Annotated in this window: 15 protein-coding genes and 2 pseudogenes; 11 read left to right on the top strand and 6 right to left on the bottom strand. The window is 61.7% G+C overall.

The window, feature by feature from the left end; genetic code table 11:
- The first annotated feature begins 504 nt into the window (after positions 1-504).
- Positions 505-1329, top strand: coding sequence for an SDR family NAD(P)-dependent oxidoreductase (locus tag AC1Z3O_RS26515; RefSeq protein ID WP_483519051.1), 825 nt, complete (start codon positions 505-507; stop codon positions 1327-1329).
- Positions 1330-1389: 60 nt separating this feature from the next.
- Positions 1390-1476: pseudogene (locus AC1Z3O_RS26510) on the top strand (AMP-binding protein); the annotation flags it as partial.
- A 31-nt stretch (positions 1477-1507) separates the two neighbouring features.
- Here the strand turns inward: AC1Z3O_RS26510 and AC1Z3O_RS26505 are convergent.
- The 5 genes from AC1Z3O_RS26505 to AC1Z3O_RS26485 form a co-directional block, all read right to left on the bottom strand.
- Positions 1508-2494, bottom strand: coding sequence for a Bug family tripartite tricarboxylate transporter substrate binding protein (locus tag AC1Z3O_RS26505; protein WP_483519049.1), 987 nt, complete (start codon positions 2492-2494; stop codon positions 1508-1510).
- A gap of 36 nt (positions 2495-2530) precedes the next feature.
- Positions 2531-3586 carry a beta-keto acid cleavage family enzyme gene (locus tag AC1Z3O_RS26500; RefSeq protein WP_483519047.1) on the bottom strand — a complete coding sequence of 352 codons (1056 nt, stop codon included), beginning with the start codon at positions 3584-3586 and terminating at the stop codon, positions 2531-2533.
- Positions 3587-3766: 180 nt separating this feature from the next.
- Positions 3767-4315 carry an RBBP9/YdeN family alpha/beta hydrolase gene (locus AC1Z3O_RS26495; protein ID WP_483522010.1) on the bottom strand — a complete coding sequence of 183 codons (549 nt, stop codon included), beginning with the start codon at positions 4313-4315 and terminating at the stop codon, positions 3767-3769.
- A gap of 143 nt (positions 4316-4458) precedes the next feature.
- The gene (locus AC1Z3O_RS26490) at positions 4459-5307 is read right to left on the bottom strand and encodes a TauD/TfdA dioxygenase family protein (protein WP_483519046.1); all 849 of its coding nucleotides are present in this window, start codon (positions 5305-5307) and stop codon (positions 4459-4461) included.
- 88 nt (positions 5308-5395) lie between these two features.
- Positions 5396-6367, bottom strand: a complete 972-nt coding sequence (locus AC1Z3O_RS26485; protein ID WP_483519044.1) for a quinone oxidoreductase family protein — start codon at positions 6365-6367, stop codon at positions 5396-5398.
- Positions 6368-6608: 241 nt separating this feature from the next.
- Here AC1Z3O_RS26485 and AC1Z3O_RS26480 point away from each other — a divergent pair, with 241 nt between their 5' ends.
- The gene (locus AC1Z3O_RS26480; RefSeq protein ID WP_483519042.1) at positions 6609-7619 is read left to right on the top strand and encodes an AraC family transcriptional regulator; all 1011 of its coding nucleotides are present in this window, start codon (positions 6609-6611) and stop codon (positions 7617-7619) included.
- Positions 7620-7715: 96 nt separating this feature from the next.
- Here AC1Z3O_RS26480 and AC1Z3O_RS26475 read toward each other — a convergent pair whose 3' ends face one another.
- Positions 7716-8708, bottom strand: a complete 993-nt coding sequence (locus AC1Z3O_RS26475) for an AraC family transcriptional regulator (RefSeq protein ID WP_483522008.1) — start codon at positions 8706-8708, stop codon at positions 7716-7718.
- A 220-nt stretch (positions 8709-8928) separates the two neighbouring features.
- Here AC1Z3O_RS26475 and AC1Z3O_RS26470 point away from each other — a divergent pair, with 220 nt between their 5' ends.
- The 8 genes and pseudogenes from AC1Z3O_RS26470 to AC1Z3O_RS26435 all read left to right on the top strand — a co-directional run bounded on the left by AC1Z3O_RS26470 (position 8929) and on the right by AC1Z3O_RS26435 (position 18010).
- Complete coding sequence (locus AC1Z3O_RS26470; RefSeq protein WP_483519040.1) at positions 8929-9984, top strand: beta-keto acid cleavage family enzyme; 1056 nt, start codon at positions 8929-8931, stop codon at positions 9982-9984.
- A 94-nt stretch (positions 9985-10078) separates the two neighbouring features.
- A complete protein-coding gene (locus AC1Z3O_RS26465) occupies positions 10079-11419 on the top strand; it encodes an MFS transporter (protein WP_483519038.1) in 1341 nt (446 codons plus the stop codon).
- 151 nt (positions 11420-11570) lie between these two features.
- Complete coding sequence (locus AC1Z3O_RS26460; protein WP_483522006.1) at positions 11571-13625, top strand: acetoacetate--CoA ligase; 2055 nt, start codon at positions 11571-11573, stop codon at positions 13623-13625.
- 93 nt (positions 13626-13718) lie between these two features.
- Positions 13719-14700 (top strand): annotated as a pseudogene (locus tag AC1Z3O_RS26455) (quinone oxidoreductase family protein).
- 27 nt (positions 14701-14727) lie between these two features.
- On the top strand, positions 14728-15576 hold the full coding sequence (locus AC1Z3O_RS26450) for a TauD/TfdA dioxygenase family protein (protein WP_483519036.1): 849 nt from the start codon (positions 14728-14730) through the stop codon (positions 15574-15576).
- Between the two features lie 8 nt (positions 15577-15584).
- Positions 15585-17234 (top strand): fatty acid--CoA ligase, encoded by a 1650-nt coding sequence (locus AC1Z3O_RS26445; RefSeq protein ID WP_483519034.1) that lies wholly within the window; start codon positions 15585-15587, stop codon positions 17232-17234.
- Positions 17235-17255: 21 nt separating this feature from the next.
- Positions 17256-17663 (top strand): carboxymuconolactone decarboxylase family protein, encoded by a 408-nt coding sequence (locus tag AC1Z3O_RS26440; protein WP_483519032.1) that lies wholly within the window; start codon positions 17256-17258, stop codon positions 17661-17663.
- A gap of 23 nt (positions 17664-17686) precedes the next feature.
- Positions 17687-18010, top strand: coding sequence for a Rieske (2Fe-2S) protein (locus tag AC1Z3O_RS26435; RefSeq protein WP_483519030.1), 324 nt, complete (start codon positions 17687-17689; stop codon positions 18008-18010).
- Positions 18011-18140: the final 130 nt, after the last annotated feature.

Here is an 18140-nt window from a genome sequence, read left to right as displayed (position 1 = left end):
TATTGGGGAAACGCTGATTCGTGAGATAGCGTACGGCAAGCCCCTGACGCACCTCCTCGACCAGATTCGAGAAATTCGTACACCGCTGTCTCAAGCTGGCGCTGCATGGTTCTCACGCTCAGATGCAGATGGAGTGCGACCTGCTCGACGGTTGCTTGTTCGATCGGCCGCAGACGATGAATGGTCTTTCTCACGTCCAGCACAATCGATTCCGGCCCCGCCCTGCCCACCCGAAGATAGCGCTCAGTGCTCTCGCACGGACCATGGATTCGGCCACTGTCGCTCCACTCTGTCTTTGTTTTGGATGCGAGCCAATCGTCCTCGCCAACGTCCTTAGCGTTTACTCGGTGTGGCGCACAAACGAAAAACTACGGCGCGTAATCCGAAAAGTCGACCGCATGGGAAGCCTACAGTGGAGTCCAACACCGAACCGGACGGCATTCAGCGCTGAACGGCGGTGGTCAAGCCCCCCAGGAGACAACCATTCAATGGAGATAGGGACCTATGAAACTCAATAGTCGTGTAGCTGTCGTCACTGGTGCCGCTGGCGGCCTTGGCCAGGCCATTAGCCGAACCCTCGCAGCCGAGGGCGCCACCGTCATTGTGAATGACGTTTGTGATGAAGCCAGAATTCAGGCAGTTGTCGACCGAATCCAGGCTGCCGGCGGCAAGGCCTATGGCAAGCGAGCCAACGTGGCATCCAGCCAGGAAGTCAGGAATATGTTCAAGGAGGTTGCCGAGCAGTTCGGTACGGTGCATATCCTGGTGAACAATGCCGCGGTCACCCCATCGCGTCCGGCAGATGACGCCCGCCGGGCAAAGCACTACGCCTACATCAGCACGCCCGTCCCGCGCCAGTCCCTGCAGTTCACCAGCAATATGAGTGATGAAGAGTGGAACCGCTATTGGGACGTCAACGTCAATGGCGTGTTCTACTGCACCAGGGAGGCGCTCAAACTGATGGAGCCGCAACGTGATGGGCGGATCATCAATATCTCGTCCGTCGCAGGCTATACCGACTGGAGCATCCACTCGCCGCATTACTGTGCTTCGAAGGGCGCCGTCATTGCGTTCACGAAGTCGGTTGCGTCGGAAGTTGCCGGTGCAAACATCTACGTCAACGCCGTGGCACCTGGCGGCATCATGACACCAGACTTTGAACGGTATCTTGAGAAGGCGGGGGAAGAAGCTCGTAATCGCCTGTGGCAAGGTGTCCCACTCGGTCGTTTCGGGACCGCTGAGGAGTACGCACAGACTGTATTGCACTTGGCAGACACCCACTATCTGGTCGGTCAGATTATCAGCCCGAATGGGGGATCGGCAATCTGATCGGCGTGAGCATTCAGGGCAAGGAATCGTGTTTGTGCATTACCAAAGAGGAGACAGACAGTCGAGCACGTGACGTTTGATCATCCGCTCTGGATCGTCTACTCCTCGGGCACGACAGGCCTGCCGAAACCCATCGTCCATTCGCATAGTCGGTGTGGGTTTCGGCAAGCCAATGCATTCAGTTCAGGTTGACCTTGAAATCCTTGATGATCTTCCCGATCCTGTCGAAGCCCTCCTTTTCGGCCTTTTCCAAAGCCTCGATCGACTGGGGCTGCATGGGCTCGAGGCCCAGCTCGGCCAGCTTTTTCTGCACCGATGGGGCCGATGCGGCCTTGTAGACTGCAGCGCGGATCCTCTCCGACAGTTCCGGTGACACCCCGGCCGCAACGATAGCCACGGCCTGGTTGCTGAACTGATTGATGTCGGGGTATCCCAGTTCGGTAAAGGTCGGCACGTCGGGCAGGCTGGCCAAGCGGTGCGGAGCAATGACGGCATAGGGCCTGAGTTTGCCGCCGCGAATCAAGGGCAGCGAGGTGAGAAGACCATCCACCATGATGGGCGTCTGCCCGCCCATGACCTGGACCAGCGCAGGGGGCGAGCCGACGAACGGCACATGGTTGAGCTGGAGCCCTGCCTGGCTGCCCAGCATCACCCCCGCGTAATGAGAGGCCGATCCCACCGCATAGGAGGCAAACGAATCCTGTTGCGGGTTGGCCTTCAGATAGGCAATCAGGCCCTTGAAGTCCTTGGGTGGAAGCGCCGTGTTGCCCACCAGCACGAAGGCGGAGCGCGCGAATGCCGCCACCGGCCGGATGTCCTTTACGGTGGAGAAGTTCTGCTTGATGACATGCGGGATCTCCGTGAGGATGTTGTCGAAGGCAACCACAATGGTCTGGCCATCGGCGGGCGACGACAGCAGGGCCGCCATGGCGACGTTGCCACCCGCTCCGCGCTTGTTTTCCACGAAGAACGGCGCTCCAACGTCCTTGGAGAGCTGGTCGGACAGAACGCGGGCCACGATATCCATCGAGCCGCCCGCAACAGCCGGCACGATGACCCGCACGGGCTTGGTAGTCCAGGCGTGGGCGCCGCCCGTCCCGATGAAGAGTGACATCGTGCAGAGCAGGGTTCGCGCGCCCCTGCTCCCTAAAAGGCGCTTCATCATGGTTGTCTCCTTTCTTGTGCGTGTGAAGCCGTTGCGTTACGCCACGGCCCAGGCGGGCTGGCCGCGCTCGTTCTCCCGGCGGTTGGGCAGGTAGCCAACCTTGCGCAGCGTTTCATCCACCGTCTGGTACTGCTCGCCAATGCGATAGATGCGGCGCGCCTCGTCGGCAGTGGCCACGTCGCGGTACAGGCTGCGCGACATGTTCACCATGCGCTCCACCTGCTGTACGGACGTCATACGCTCTCCCTTGCGGCCCCACAGCGTGTCTTCAATGCCGCAGCGCACGTGGAAGCCCATCGCGATCGCCATTGTGGTCAGCGGATGGACGTAGCGCATAAAGGACTCGACCGTGAAGACCGCGTTGTCGGGCAAGCGGTTGGCCATTTCCAGCAGGTTGCGCGGATTCGGCCCTTCGGAACCCCCGCCGAGCTGCACCCAGTTCACCAGCAGCGGCCCTTTGTAGATGCCTCGGCGAATCAACCGCTCGATGGATTCCATCTTGGCGATCTGGCCGACCATGAAATGCGGCTGGATGCCGGCGGCTTGCAGGCGCTTGAGATGCTCTTCCACGAACACAGGCCCGGCCTCGTAGGACATGTTGCGGTACGCCTCGTACATCGCCGGCTCGGCCATGGAGGTGCCCGCGTATTCCTCCGGGGGATGCAACTCGGTGACATTCATCGTGGCGCTGTTGACCACAATCGTCACCTGGTCCGGCTTGGGGCTAAGGTCGGCCAGCATGTGGCGCGTATCGTCGCTCAGCCACTTGGCGGCTGCGCCATCGTTCTCTGGCGCAAAGGAAATGGAGCCGCCCACCTGCAGAATCATCTTTGGTACGGCTTCGCGCAGCCGGGCCAGCAGTTCGTTGAACATGGACAGCCGCTTGCTGCCTTTGCCATCGGCCTCGCGCACGTGCACGTGCAGCACGGTGGCGCCAGCGTTGTAGCAATCGACCGCTTTCTGCACCTGCTCGTCCATGCTCACGGGGATGTCGTCCGAGTCGCTGGGCAGCCACTGCGGACCGTATGGCGCCACCTGAATGACCAAGGGTTCCTGGTTCTCGGGGAGCAGGGAATCATCAAGGAATTGCATGGTTGTCTCCTTCGTTGGATGTGTGGGAGGAACGTTGCGATAACACTTGGCCTCAGCCGTCTGCGGACCGGACCATCCTTGGCGAGGTATTCGCATACAGGCCGATGCGCGAAACTTCGCGTAGAGCCTTCTATGTCGGAAAGGAATTCACGTCTTGTCGGGCTTCCCTTCTCTCGTTGTTCAGAGCATTTCGCGGATCAGGTCCTGCGCGCGTGGCCATTCGCCGAACCCCGCGGCGGGGTTGAGATGGCCGACTTCGCCCAGGTCAACGAAGCGGCTGCCCCAATCCGCTGCCATCTCCGAAACACGAACGAAGCGCGCCAGCGGGTCATTGCGGCTGGCCGCGACAATGCTCGGGAACGGCAGCGCCTTGCGGGGTATCGGCAGCCAGCCATTTCGCTCCAGTTCATCCCGAGAGGTATGTCCTGATGGCAAAGGCGTTTCAAGGTCAGGGGGCGTAGCAAGCAAAGCACCGTGGATCGGGCGGTAGTGCTGACTTGCCCAATGCACGGTGGTCATGACACCGGCGCTATGCGCGACCAGGATCACAGGGCCCTCGATCTGGCCCAATACCGCGTCAAGCGCGGCAACGCGGGCCGCGCGACTCAATTTGTCCCGATCCAGTGGCGGCACGGAAACCGCGTTTGGCAATTTCGCTTCCAACAGCGTTTGCCAGTGCTCCGCCACGTGATCACGCAGGCCGGGTACGATGAGGATAGTCGGATTCATTTCTGTGGACTTCAGGTTCTGTCGGCGGCTTCTGCGCAGGAATGCTGCAGGACCAAATCGGCTTCTTTTCTCGTCAAATACACGGGAAGCGCTGCGCGTTATTGACGGCGCCATGGCATTGAACATGCCGGACCATTGCCAGCTCAGAACGGCTTGCTGCCAACGATCCCGGCGCGATCCATCTTGCGGAAGCACGGCGGATAATCCATGACCGCGTAGTGTTGTGTTGCGCTGTTGTCCCAGATGGCAATGCTGTTGGGAGTCCAACGCCAGCGCACCTGGTATTCGGGGATGTGCGCCTGGCTGATCAGGTATCGCAGAAGATCGCCTGCGCCCGGATTGGCATCCTGGCCATAGCGGACATGCGCTGCGGTATGAAAGTTGGTGAAGTGCGTGGAAAAGACGTTGACGTACAGAATCTTCTCCCCCGTTTCGGGATGCGTACGGACGACGGGGTGCTCTGCGTCAGGGTATTGCGCCTTGAGCGCCAACCGCTTCTCGATCGGCATGGCCGCGCCGAACGTGGCTTCAATGCTGTGGCGGGCACGCAGGTCGGCGATCTCCTCCTTTACGTGGGCCGGCAGCTTCTCATACGCCAACACCATGTTCGCCCACATGGTGTCACCGCCAATCGGCGGACATTCAACGCAGTGCAGGACAGCGCCGAACGGCGGCGCTTCACGCCACGTGGCGTCCGAATGCCAGGCGTTCTCGTAGCGGTTCGGCGATTGATCGGGTTTCTTGTAGATCCGCACCAGCCCCGGGTTCTCGGGGTCGGAACCGGCGACAGGGTGATCCTCCAGATCGCCAAAGCGGCGCGCGAACGCGACGTGCTCGGCGCAGTTGAGATCTTGGCCACGGAGGAACAGGACTCGGTGTTTGAACAGAGCGGAACGAATCTCGGCGAATAATCCATTGTCATGGATAGCATCGGCTAGCTTGACGCCAGTGATTTCAGCGCCCAGGGCATAGGTCAGTTGCTCGATACGCATGGTGCAATAGCTCGGAAGAACTTCAGTCCAAATGCGGGGAAGTGGGTAAGGCTGTCCAGGTCGGGATCCCAATCAGCCTTAACGTCCTTCAGGGCACGAGCACGGTCGCCCCCGTTGTCTGGCGCGACTCCAGCATCCGATGCGCTTGCGCGGCCTCTGCCAGCGCGTAGATCTGCTTGGGCTCGCTCGAGACCTTGCCGGCAAGCACCAAGTCAAATAGCTCCTTTGCCATCGACAGCATGTGCGAGCGCGGTGTTGCGTAATGCACCATCGCCGGACGCGTCACCCACACAGATCCCTTCTGCGCGAGCGTCAACGCATCAAAGGTAACGGGGCCTGAGCTTGTTCCGTTGCTCACCAGCGTGCCGCGCACCTGCAGGCTGTCCAGCGATGCCTGCAAGGTGTCCTTGCCGACGGAATCGAATACGACCGGCACGCCTTTTCCGTCGGTAAGCTCGCGCACGCGCTCGGCGATGTTCTCGCGAGAAGTGACAATGGTGTGCGTGCAACCGTTCGCCTTGGCGATCTCGGCCTTCTCATCGCTGCTGACGGTACCGATCATCGTTACCCCCAGAGCGCGGGCCCACTGGCAGGCAATCAAGCCGACACCACCGGCAGCCGCGTGATAGAGGATCGTCTCGCCGCCTTTGAGCGGGTAGACCTGGCGGAACAGGTACTGCGCAGTCATCCCCTTCATGATGAGTGTCGAAGCGGTGCGATCGGAGACGCCTTCTGGCAGGGGTATCAGCACGTTGGCGGGCATCACGCGAACGTCCGAGTAGGCACCCTGCGGCCCCATCAAATAGCCGACACGATCGCCAACCTGGATGTCTGTTACGCCCGGTCCCACTGCCTCGACCACACCTACGGCGTCGGATCCCAACCCGCTCGGCAGTGCCAACGGGTAGTAGCCCGTGCGGTGATAGATGTCGATGAAGTTGACGGCGATGTAGCGATGTCGAACCCGGGCTTGTCCCGGCCCCGGCTCACCGACCTCGACGTTCTCGAGCGTCAGTACTTCCGGCCCGCCGGTTTGATACAAGCGGATTGCCTGTGGCATGGGATATCTCCAGTGAATGAGGGGACTGTCGATGCGCGGCTGCGGCGTTCGCGCAGGTCCTTGCTTCGGCGTAGATCACGACGCGCCGTCCAGAAGAAATCGCAGAGCACGCCGTGAACTTGTTGGCTACTATATGGCAGTGCCGAAATCTGACTTTAGTTTTCGCGCCATTGTTTTTAGTATTCGCGCCATTACGCGTAAACACTGAGGCCTGCCGATGGCGATGTGCCAGCAAAACCAAGTGTCGGAAAATGAACCCAAGGCCAGAGCTGCCTCTCTGACGACCTATCCGCAGGTCGCACTGCGGCTTGGGTTGAACCCTCACGAGCTCATGCGCCGGTTCGGGCTGGATCCGGCAACGCTGATGAACCGGGAACAACGCATTCCCTTCGCGTCGCTATGTCAGTTGCTCGAAGCGACCGCGCAGGAGTCCTCGACGCCGTCCGTCGGCGTCCAAATGGCAGAAGCCCGTACGGCTTTCGACTTTGGCGTTATCGGGCTTCTTCTCGCGCACAAACGTACGCTGGGGGAGGTACTTCTTGCGATGGTGCACTACCGCCATCTGCTCAACGATGCCCTTGGCCTCTACGTTGAAACCACAGGCTCCCAGGTGATCATTCGCGAGGAATGTCTTTGTGATATCGGCGTCTGGCCGCGGCAAACGATGGAACTCGCGGTCGGCGTCCTGGCTCGTACTTGCGCAGCGGTACTTGGCCCGAACTGGCGACCGATCAGCGTGCATTTCTCGCACTCCGCACCGGCGGACCTTCGCGTTCACGGCCGGATTTTTGGTTGCCCGTTGGTTTTTGATAGCGATTTCAACGGGTTCATCTGTCTCGCGAGCGATCTCGATCACCCGAACCCGATGGCTGATCCTGAACTTGTCCGCTACGCGGAAGGGCTTGCGGAATCCGCCGGCGCCGCTGGCCGACAAACCATCACCGCGGAAGTACGCAATGCGATTTATTTGCTGCTCCCTGTCGAGCAGGCCGCGATCGAACAGGTAGCACATCACCTGCATATCAGCGTGCGAACCATGCAGCGTCAGCTCGAAGAGGCAGGGACTACATTTTCGAACCTGCTTGACGAAGTACGACAGGAGCTTGCCGTACGCTATATGAACAACGAACGTTACTCGATCGGACGGGTGGCGTCGCTGCTCGGCTACACACAGCAGGCATCCTTCACCCAATGGTTCTCGCGGCGATTTGGGATGGCACCGAGAGCATGGCGCGCCAAGGGGCAGAACTGAAGTATCAATTCAGCTCGGGCTTTTCGTGCCCAGAGGCAGGCATTGCGCATCGCAGACATTCATTTGCCTGCCGAGCGCCATTGCTGCAACTCACAGTCACTTCATCTGCGCAGCCCGCCATGCGCGCGGCGTCGTACCGAAACGCGCGGTGAACCACTGCGTGAACGAGGATTGCCGAGAGTAGCCCAGCAATACCGAGACCCGCCCTATTGCGAAACGCTGATTGGTCAGGTAGCGTACGGCAAGCTCCTGGCGCACCTCCTCGACCAGATTTGAGAAGTTCGTGCCCGCTGCCTCGAGCTGACGCTGCATGGTTCGCACGCTCAGATGCAGATGGAGTGCGACCTGCTCGACGGTCGCCTGTTCGATCGGCAGCAGTAAATGGATGGTCTTTCGCACGTCCAGCACAATCGACTCCGGCCTAGACACATTGAGCGGCGTTGCCAGGCTTTCCGCGTATCGCACTAACTCTGGGTCGGCATTGGGATTCGGGTGATCCAGGTCCGCAGCAGCACAGACAATGCCGTTGAAGTCGCTGTCGAAAACAACCGGGCAGCCGAAGAAGTGCCGATAAAAACGTAGATCTGCCGGAGCCGAATGGGTGAAATTGACGCTGCTCGGCCTCCAATGCTCACCGAGCATGGCAACGCAGGTGCGGGCCAGCAGGCCGACCGCAAGCTCGGTTGCCTGAGTCGTCGGGATGCCCGGGTCCGCCACGATCTCCTCGCGAATCACCACCATGTCGCCGCTGGCCTCCACATGGATAGCCAGGGCTTCATTGAGCAGGTGGCGATATTGCACTGCTGCCAGCAGGACCTCGCGCAACGTGCGCTTGTGCGAGAGCACAAGATTGATGATGCCGAAATCGAATGGCTGGCGCGTGTCGGCCATTTGCAGCCCGAATGTGGGGCACCTGGCCTTCTGCGCTGCCGTGTCCAGCAGCCGGCAGACAGCCGTGATTGGAATCCGGTGCTCCGGACTGGCCAAGACCGCAGCATCAAGCCCAACCTGCCGCAAGACATCTTGCGGGGAGAGTCCAAGCTGCCTGGCTACCTGAAGATAGCCACTTAACGCTCTCGCGCGGACCATGGATTCGGTCACGTTTGCTCCACTCTGTCTCTGTTTTTGGCTGCAAGCCTGCCGGCACTTGCCGCTGTTAGTGTTTACACGGTGTGGCGCGCAAACGAAAAACTATGGCGCGCAATCCGAAAAGTCTACTGCATGGGAAGCCTAAAGTGGAGTCCAACACTGAACCGGACGGCAAAAGCGCTGAACGGCGGTGGTCCAGTCCACACCACAGGAGACAACCATGCAATTTCTCGACGACTCGCTTCACCCCGAAAACCAGCAGAAGGTGGCCATCACCGTCGCACCCTACGCCCCGGAATGGATGCCGTCGGACTTCCCGGAAGACATTCCGGTGACCATGGACGAGCAGATCCAGAAGGCCGTCGACTGCTATGAGGCCGGCGCCCGCGTGCTCCACCTGCACGTGCGCGAGCTGGACGGCAAGGGCTCCAAGCGGCTGTCGAAGTTCAACGAGCTGATCGCCGGCGTGCGCAAGGCCGTGCCTGACATGATCATCCAGGTGGGCGGCTCCATCTCGTTCGCACCGGAAGACGACGGTCAGGCCGCCAAGTGGCTCTCCGACGATACCCGCCACATGCTCGCCGAACTGGATCCCAAGCCGGACCAGGTGACGATTGCGATCAACACCACGCAGATGAACATCATGGAGCTGATGACGCCGGACGCCGTGCACGGTACGTCGCTGGCCGAGCCGGCCCTGCAGCAAGCCTATCGCGAGATGACGGTCCCGGCGGGACCTGGCTGGGTTGAAGAGCATCTGCGGCGCTTGCAGGCCGCAGGCATCCAGCCGCATTTCCAACTGGCGGGCGTTCACTCCTACGACACGATCGAGCGCATGATCCGCCGCGGCATCTACAAGGGCCCGGTCAACCTGACCTGGATTGGTATCGCCGGCGGCGCCGACGGCCCCAATCCCTATAACTTCATGTATCTCTTGCAACGCGTCGCTGACGGCATTTGTGTCACGTCCGAATCTCTGCTGCGTAGCGTGCTGCCATTGAACATGATGTCCATGGCGATGGGATTCCATCCCCGCGTTGGTACGGAAGACACCTTGACCGATCAACGCGGCGACCGCATGACGTCCGTCCAGCAGGTGCAGCAGTGCGTCCGGGTCGCCCACGAACTCGGCCGTGAGATTGCCACCGGCAAGGAAGCGCGCGAAATCTACCGCATCGGCACCTGGTACGACAGCATTGATGAGACCCTCGCGGCCAACGGCATGGCGCCCAACCGCCAGCCTGGGGTAAGAGGCGTACCACTGCGCGCCGCCTGACGGCGTGCCGCCCAGCCCGCCGACCACGCGGGCTGGGCACTGTAGAACCAAGGGGGCTTTCCATGAAAAGGCTCCCACCCCGGAGACACAAATCATGAACTTGCATTCGGCCGCCCCGCGGATGGACGATCGCGACGGCTATCTTGTCAGCCGGCCGCAGGCCTGGTTCGCCTTTGCGATGACCTTCGCACTGATGTTATTTGACTACATCGACCGGCAAGTCATCGTGTCGGTGTTCCCGCATTTGAAGGCTGCATGGGGCTTGTCGGATATGCAGCTCGGCGGTCTCGTGTCGATCATCTCCATCGTCGTCGCCGTGGGTGGTCTTCCCGTTGCGCTGCTGGCAGATCGCGTCAGCCGCGTCAAAAGCATCTTCGTCATGGCAACGGTGTGGAGCCTGGCGACGATCTCCTGCATGTTCACGCGCAATTACAGCCAGCTCTTCATCGCACGAGCCGTCGTCGGCGTCGGCGAAACCGGCTATGGCTCCGTGGGTGGCGCCCTGATTGCGAGCCTGTTCCCCAAGCGCCTGCGCACCACGCTGTTGGGCGCCTTTCTCGCGGCCGCTTCGATTGGCTCCGTGCTTGGGGTGATGCTCGGTGGTGTGGTCGCAGCCCACTGGGGCTGGAAGGCTGCGTTCGGTGTCGTTGGGATTCCGGGCCTGATCCTGGCTGTCCTGTACCTGCTGGTGCCGGACTACAAGACGGTGGCGCTCGCGCCTCGCATGGATAGCGAACGGCAGTCTATCGGAGGCTTTGCCAAACAGATCGCAACGGTGCTGACCGGTTCGCCCACCGCATTGTGGACTTGCCTTGGCTCCGCACTCCAGCTCGTCGTCGTGTCGACGATCTGGTCGTGGCTGCCGAGCTATTTCAACCGATACCATGGAGCCGCTCCGGACCAGGCGGCCATGCAGGCCGCAGCAATCGTGCTTTGCGGCGCCTTGGGCTCCGTCATCTGGGGGGCGGCGGCGGATCTCGTCGGTGCACGCCGGCCGCGCAACAAGCTCGTGATGATGGCCATCCTTTCCACGGCAACATTGCTTGTTTTCGTGACTGCATTTGCCGGCACGGCGCCCTCTGGCCAGCAGTTCCTGTTGATCGCCCTAGGCGGGCTCCTGATGATGTGCACCGTAGCGCCGGCTTCCAGCGTCGTGTTCAACGTGATCCATCCGGGCGTCCGTTCCACGGGTGCGGCCATGCTGGCGCTGTTCCAGAACCTCTTCGGTCTCGCCGTCGGCCCGTTCGTGGGTGGATTGGTGTCCGATGCCTGGGGCTTGCAGACGGCGCTCGCGGTCATGCCCGCTTTCGGCTTGCTCGCAGCCCTGAGCTTCCTGCTTGCCATGCGCAGCTACGAATCGGAACTGGCAAAGGTAGCAAATATTCGCATGGATGCCGCTTCCCCCGGGGCATCGCCAATGGCGGTATCCGCCTGACCTGCCCGGCGCATCCAGACGTCAAGCCAAGACTGAGTCCATCTCCCAAGGTTGCGCCCCGGCAGGGCGCAGCCAGCATCCGTACCCAGCAATGAGCATCTCCAGCACTACTACCCCGGGCGCCGGTTCGCATGCGGCTGCTTCGTCCGCCATGCCCGCCTGGTCACCATCTTCTGAAACCATAGATCGCGCTCGCATCACTGACTTCATGCGGTGGCTCGAGCGTGAGCGCGGGCTGTCGTTCGCCGACTACCACACCTTGTGGCAATGGTCAGTCGACCAGATCGACGCCTTCTGGCTCGCGCTGTGGGAGTGGGCCGGCATCCCGGCGGCACACGCGCCGTGCGTGGCGCTGGCCGATGCCACCACGCCGGGTGCCGTCTGGTTGGCGCTGTCGGATTGGGCGGGCATCCCGGCGGCACATGCGCCGTGCGTGGCGCTGGCCGATGCCGCCATGCCGGGTGCCGTCTGGTTCCCTGGCGTGCAGTTGAACTATGTCGAACAGGTCTTTCGGCATGCCACGACGAGCCGGCCCGCCATCATTCACCGCGACGAAGCGGGTCGTGGCGGCGAAATGAGCTGGGCCGAACTGGAGCGGCAGGTGGCCGCCCTGGCGGCATCCCTGCGCAGCATGGGCGTCGAGCGCGGCGATCGGGTCGCGGCCTTCCTGCCCAATACGCCTCAGGCCATTGTCGCTTTCCTGGCCGTGGCGAGCATCGGCGCGATCTGGTCGGCCTGCGCGCCCGATATGGGGGAGTTGGCGGTACTCGACCGTTTCCGCCAGATCGAGCCCAAGGTGATGATTGCCGTCGATGGCTATCAGTATGGCGGCAAGGCTTTCGATCGCCGCCCACTTCTGCACGCGCTGGAGCAGCAGTTGCCGAGCGTGAAGCACGTCGTGCTCGTACCGGGTCTGGCGTCGGAGCCGTCGTCATCCTGCCACGAATTCCGTGGCTGCGTTTCCTGGTCTGACGCCATTTCGGGCAACGCCGCGCTCGAAGTCGAGCACGTTCCGTTCGATCATCCGCTCTGGATCGTCTATTCCTCGGGCACGACAGGCCTGCCGAAGCCTATCGTCCATTCGCATGGTGGTATCGTTCTCGAGCATGTCAAGCTCACCACGCTCCACCTCGATCTGAACCCAGGCGACCGCTTCTGCTGGCAGGCCAGCACCGGCTGGATCATGTGGAACCTGCAGGTGGGCGGACTGCTGGCCGGCGCGACCGCGTGCCTGTTCGATGGCAATCCAGGGTACCCGGACATGAACACGCTCTGGCAGTTCATCGGCGAGGCGAAGGTCAACTTCTTCGGCGCGGGCGCCGCGTATTTTCAGTCTTGCCTGAAATCGGGCGTCGAGCCGCGCCAGGTGGCTGACCTGTCGCACCTGCGCGCGATCGGGTCGACGGGTTCCCCTTTGTCGCCCGAAGGCTACCGCTGGATTCTCGACCATGTCGGCTCGGTCTGGATCAACGCGCTGTCCGGCGGCACCGATTTTGCCGGCTGCTTCGTGGCCGGCGTCCCCACGCTGCCGGTCTACCTTGGCGAAATGCAGTGCCGGTGCCTGGGCGCGCGGGTTGAGGCGTTTGACGAGGCTGGTGCGGCGCTGGTCGATGAGGTCGGCGAGCTGGTCTGTACCGCGCCAATGCCATCGATGCCGCTCTACTTCTGGAACGACAAGGACAACCTGAGGTATCGCGACAGCTACTTCGACACTTATCCGGGCATCTGGCGGCACGGTGATTGGGTACGGATCACGCCGCGCGGCGGGGCCATCATCTACGGGCGCTCGGACGCCACCATCAACCGGCACGGCATCCGCATGGGCACCAGCGAGTTGTACCGGGCCGTGGAGGACCTGCCCGAAGTGTTGGACAGCATGGTCGTGGATCTCGAATACCTCGGGCGCGATTCCTATATGCCGCTGTTCGTGGTGCTGCGCTCCGGCGCCGATCTGACGCCGGCACTCACTGCGACCATCCGCGACCGCATCAAGGTGGCGCTGTCGGCGCGGCATGTGCCGAACGAAGTGTTCCAGGTGGCCGCGATTCCGCGCACGTTGTCCGGCAAAAAGATGGAACTGCCGATCAAGAAACTGCTGCTCGGACAGCCCCTTGAGAAGGTGGCGAATCCCGACACCATGGCCAATCCCGAAAGCCTGGCCTGGTTTGCCGAATTCGCCCGCCACCGGGCTGCCACTGCACCGTAATCAATGCACTGCCCGCACTTGTCCCACTGCGGCGATTTGGCGCCGGACAAGGGCTTTGGGCAACCAGACTGAATGAATGACAGGAGAACAGACATGGCGAAAGCCGTACGATTTTATGAGACCGGCGGACCTGAGGTCCTGCGCTACGAGGATGTTGAGGTGGGAGAGCCCGGCCCGGGCCAGGTCAGGCTCCGCCACGAGGCGGTGGGCCTGAACTTCGCCGATATCTATTTCCGTACCGGCCTGTACCCAGTCTCCGCTGCCGTCTGGCATCGGTACCGAAGCGGCTGGTGTAGTGGAGGCAGTCGGACCGGACGTCACAAACGTCTCGGTTGGCGATCGGGTGACATATACCGGCGCCTACAACACGCTGGGCGCCTATTGCACAGAGCGCCTGATCCCGGCCGCGCCGTTGATCAGGCTGCCGGATGGCATTACCTGTGAGACGGCGGCAGCCATGACGATGCGCGGCCTCACCTCCGCCTATCTGACGCGCCGCATCTACGCCTTTAAAGCAGGCGACACCGTTCTGCTGCACGCGGCGGCTGGCGGTGTCGGACTGATCGTGTCGCAATGGGCCAAGCTCCTCGGTCTGACCGTCATCGGCACGGTATCCAGCGAGGCCAAGGCCGAAGTCGCTCGCGCGCACGGCTGCGACTACACCATCAACTACAGCCATGAGGATATCGCCAAGCGGGTACGCGAGCTCACCGATGGCGTCGGCGTCAATGTGGTGTTCGACAGCGTCGGCAAGGACACCTTCGAGGCGTCCCTGGACTCGGTGAAGCGCCGGGGTCTGGTGGTCTGTGTCGGCACCTCGTCGGGTCCGATCCCCCCGTTCAATCCACACGTGCTCGGCCTCAAGGGCTCGCCGTACCTGACCCGTCCGGCATTGGCCGACTACATCGCGGACCCGGCCGAGAAGGCTGCATTGGCCGATGAACTGTTTGGCCATGTGGCAGCGGGCCGCATCAAGATCGAGATCAACCAGCGCTACGCCCTGCAGGATGCGGCGCAGGCCCATCGCGACCTGGAGTCACGCAAGACGACAGGCTCCTCAATTTTCGTGATCTGAAGCCCATTTGGGGGAAAGGACAATATCATGCGTATCGAGCAACTGACTTATGCCCTCGGTGCCGAGCTTAGCGGCATCAAGCTGGCGGATGCCATTCACGACGAGGGACTGTTCGCCGAGATCCGTGCCGCACTCTTGAAGTATCGCGTGCTGTTCCTGCGCGACCAGGACTTCAGCCGGGCCGAGCACGTGGCCTTTGCCCGCCGTTTCGGCGAGCTGGAAGGCCACCCGGTAGTCGGCAGCGACCCGGAGAATCCGGGCCTTGCGCGAATCTACCGCACGCCGGAGCAGCCGAACGATCGCTACGAAAACGCCTGGCATTCGGACGCGACATGGCGCGAAGCGCCGCCGTTCGGTGCGGTGCTGCGCTGCATCGAATGCCCGCCGGTCGGTGGCGACACCATGTGGGCCAACATGGTGTTGGCGTACGAGAAGCTGCCCGAGCACGTCAAGACCGAGATTGCCGACCTGCGCGCCCGCCACAGCATCGAGGCCACCTTTGGCGCTGTCATGCCGATCGAGAAGCGGCTGGCGCTCAAGGCGCAGTACCCCGACGCCGAACACCCTGTGGTTCGCACACACCCGGAGACGGGTGAAAAGGTGCTGTACGTGAACGTCTTCACGACTCACATCACCAACTTCCATACCCCGGAGCGCGTGCGCTATGGGGCTGACGCGAATCCAGGCGCCTCGGACCTGCTGCGTTACCTGATCAGCCAGGCCTACATCCCCGAGTACCAGGTGCGCTGGCGCTGGAAGCCCAACAGCGTGGCGATCTGGGACAACAGCGCCACGCAGCATTACGCCGTCATGGATTACCCGCCAAGCCATCGCAAGATGGAGCGGGCCGGAATCGTCGGCAGCAAACCGTTCTGACTACGGCCATGAAAGAAAACCTGATCGTACCGACGCCCTCGGCCTATACCTACCCGCTGCTGGTCAAGCAACTGCTGGTCAACTCGCTCAGCCTTTACGGCGACCAGGAGATCACCTATCGGGGAGAGCTGCGCTACAACTTCAGGCAGTTCCGCGAACGTGTCGGCCGACTCGCCTCGATGCTGAGTTCGCTGGACGTCGAGCATGGCTCGACCGTAGCCGTCATGGACTGGGACAGCCACCGCTACCTGGAGAGCTATTTCGCCATTCCGATGATGGGTGCGACCTTGTTCACGGTCAACGTCCGGCTGTCGGCGCAACAGATCCTCTATACCCTGAACGACGCCGAAGCCGAAGTCGTGCTGGTGCATCCGGATTTCATCCCGGTGCTTGAAGAAATCAAGGCCGAACTGAAGTTCGTGCGCCAGGTGGTGGTGCTTGCCGACGGTGAATCCGTGCCGGCGATGACACTGCCGGTCGCCGGGGAGTATGAGGAACTGCTATCCCACGCCGCCGCTGACTTCGAATTCCGCGACTTCGACGAGAGGACCAAGGCCGCTACGTTCTACACGACGGGAACGACCGGTGACCCCAAGGGCGTCAGCTACAGCCACCGCGACATTGTCCTGCACGCGATGGCGACGGCCATGAGCCTGTGCGCGCCGCACGAGGGACAGCGCCTGCATCGTGAGGACGTCTACATGCCGATCACGCCGATGTTCCACGTGCTGGCATGGGGCATGCCGTACATTGCTGTCATGCTCGGGCTCAAGACGGTGTTGCCGGGCCGCTATGTGCCGGAGCGCCTCGTAAAGCTGCGTCAGTCCGAGCGGGTCACGTTCTCCCATTGCGTGCCGACGATTCTTCAGATGGTGCTTCAGGCGGCACAGGAGCACGGTCAGGACCTGTCGGGGTGGAAGCTCATCACCGGCGGCTCGGCCTTGCCGCCCGCGCTGTGCGAGGCGGCGTTGGAGCGTGGCATGGATGTCTTCACCGCCTATGGCATGTCGGAGACCGGCCCCATCGTTTCCCTCGCGCAACTCCCGCCGGGTTACACGCCGAAGGATCGCCAGGAAGAGGTGCGCATGCGCTGCTCGACCGGCCGGCCCCTGCCGTTTGTCGACTTCCGGGTCGTCAGTCAAGACATGCAGGACGTGCCGCGCGACGGCAAGAGTCAGGGGGAAATTGTCCTGCGCTCCCCATTCCTTACCCAAGGCTATTTCAAGAAGCCCGAGGCTTCCGAGGAGCTCTGGTCGGATGGGTATCTGCACACACAGGACATCGCCGTCATGACACCTGATGGATTTGTGCGGATCGTCGACCGCATCAAGGACGTGATCAAGACCGGCGGCGAGTGGGTATCGTCAATCGAGGTCGAGAGCCTGATCACGGGTGTGCCAGGTGTCCAGGAATGTGCGGTGGTTGGAGTGCGTGACGAAAAGTGGGGGGAGCGGCCCATGGCGTATGTTGTCTGCAAGGCGAACGCAAGCGTGGGCGTGGATGCGATCCGTGAACAGTTGATGCGGCATGTCGAATCGAAGCGGATCAGCAAGTATGCCGTTCCGGAACCGGATCGCATTGCCTTTGTCGCGGAAATCCCGAAGACCAGCGTCGGCAAGATCAACAAGAAGCTGCTGCGCGAGCGTGTTGCCCAATAGACGATTCTCTGGAGGCCGTGCATGAAAGGCGAGACCAACTCAAGCGTCACCCCCGTCTGCGATCTGCTGCGAGCCAGTGGCTACTGGAATCCCGCTTGGGATGCGATCGCCGAGCTCGACCCGATCTGGACCGAAAAATTCGTGGCGATGGGCATGCATCCGGCAACGGCCGGTGTACTCGAGCCGAAGGTGCTCGAGTTCATCGCCATTGCCGTCGACGCTTCCTGTACGCATCTGTACGCTCCAGGCACGCGACGTCATATCCGGAAGGCCCTTGAACTCGGGGCCACCAAGGAAGAGATCGCTGCCGTTCTGCAGTTCGTCAGCACACTCGGCCTTCATACCATGAGCGTCGGTGCTCCTCTGCTGCTCGAAGAACTGGCCGCCATCGAGCAGGAGGGCAGCGGGGAAAACCGTGCCGCGGCATAACCGGTCAATTTCTTACTGACAGCATGACACATCAAATATCGGTCGCCTTGGCAAGCGAGCTCTTGCCCGGCCAGCGCAAGTTGGTCTTCATCGGCGGCAGGAGCATCGTCTTGTTCAACATCGACGGGGCCATCCATGCCATCGACAATTCATGTCCCCATAACGGCGCGTCGCTGGCGAGCGGGCGCCTTGAGGGGACGGTACTGCAATGCCCCGCGCACGGCTTGCGGTTCGACCTCGCCAAGCAGTGCCAACCTGGCTCCGGCAGTCTGTGCCTGCGCAGATTCCAGGTGGATGAGATTGATGGAAAGCTGATATTGCGCGCGGAATCCGCGGACCCACATTGAAAGCAGGCGGCCTTGGAACTTGTTCAGCAATGTATTGCGCCTCCCACTACGGTGATTGATCCAGCTGTATCGTCACTTGCAGACATGAAGAGCGCGACTCGGAAAATCTCCAAGGGCGACTTCCCGAATC

The sequence above is a fragment of the Cupriavidus sp. 09_S30 genome (assembly GCF_056930435.1).
This window is presented reverse-complemented; position numbering and strand designations above follow the sequence as displayed.

What these genes read in the sequence shown, in the direction of transcription:
- AC1Z3O_RS26515 (WP_483519051.1), top strand. Translation starts at nt 505, where the DNA reads ATGAAACTCAATAGTCGTGTAGCTGTCGTCACTGGTGCCGCTGGCGGC.
- AC1Z3O_RS26505 (WP_483519049.1), bottom strand. Translation starts at nt 2,494, where the DNA reads ATGATGAAGCGCCTTTTAGGGAGCAGGGGCGCGCGAACCCTGCTCTGC.
- AC1Z3O_RS26500 (WP_483519047.1), bottom strand. Translation starts at nt 3,586, where the DNA reads ATGCAATTCCTTGATGATTCCCTGCTCCCCGAGAACCAGGAACCCTTG.
- AC1Z3O_RS26495 (WP_483522010.1), bottom strand. Translation starts at nt 4,315, where the DNA reads ATGAATCCGACTATCCTCATCGTACCCGGCCTGCGTGATCACGTGGCG.
- AC1Z3O_RS26490 (WP_483519046.1), bottom strand. Translation starts at nt 5,307, where the DNA reads ATGCGTATCGAGCAACTGACCTATGCCCTGGGCGCTGAAATCACTGGC.
- AC1Z3O_RS26485 (WP_483519044.1), bottom strand. Translation starts at nt 6,367, where the DNA reads ATGCCACAGGCAATCCGCTTGTATCAAACCGGCGGGCCGGAAGTACTG.
- AC1Z3O_RS26475 (WP_483522008.1), bottom strand. Translation starts at nt 8,708, where the DNA reads ATGGTCCGCGCGAGAGCGTTAAGTGGCTATCTTCAGGTAGCCAGGCAG.
- AC1Z3O_RS26470 (WP_483519040.1), top strand. Translation starts at nt 8,929, where the DNA reads ATGCAATTTCTCGACGACTCGCTTCACCCCGAAAACCAGCAGAAGGTG.
- AC1Z3O_RS26465 (WP_483519038.1), top strand. Translation starts at nt 10,079, where the DNA reads ATGAACTTGCATTCGGCCGCCCCGCGGATGGACGATCGCGACGGCTAT.
- AC1Z3O_RS26460 (WP_483522006.1), top strand. Translation starts at nt 11,571, where the DNA reads ATGCCCGCCTGGTCACCATCTTCTGAAACCATAGATCGCGCTCGCATC.
- AC1Z3O_RS26450 (WP_483519036.1), top strand. Translation starts at nt 14,728, where the DNA reads ATGCGTATCGAGCAACTGACTTATGCCCTCGGTGCCGAGCTTAGCGGC.
- AC1Z3O_RS26445 (WP_483519034.1), top strand. Translation starts at nt 15,585, where the DNA reads ATGAAAGAAAACCTGATCGTACCGACGCCCTCGGCCTATACCTACCCG.
- AC1Z3O_RS26440 (WP_483519032.1), top strand. Translation starts at nt 17,256, where the DNA reads ATGAAAGGCGAGACCAACTCAAGCGTCACCCCCGTCTGCGATCTGCTG.
- AC1Z3O_RS26435 (WP_483519030.1), top strand. Translation starts at nt 17,687, where the DNA reads ATGACACATCAAATATCGGTCGCCTTGGCAAGCGAGCTCTTGCCCGGC.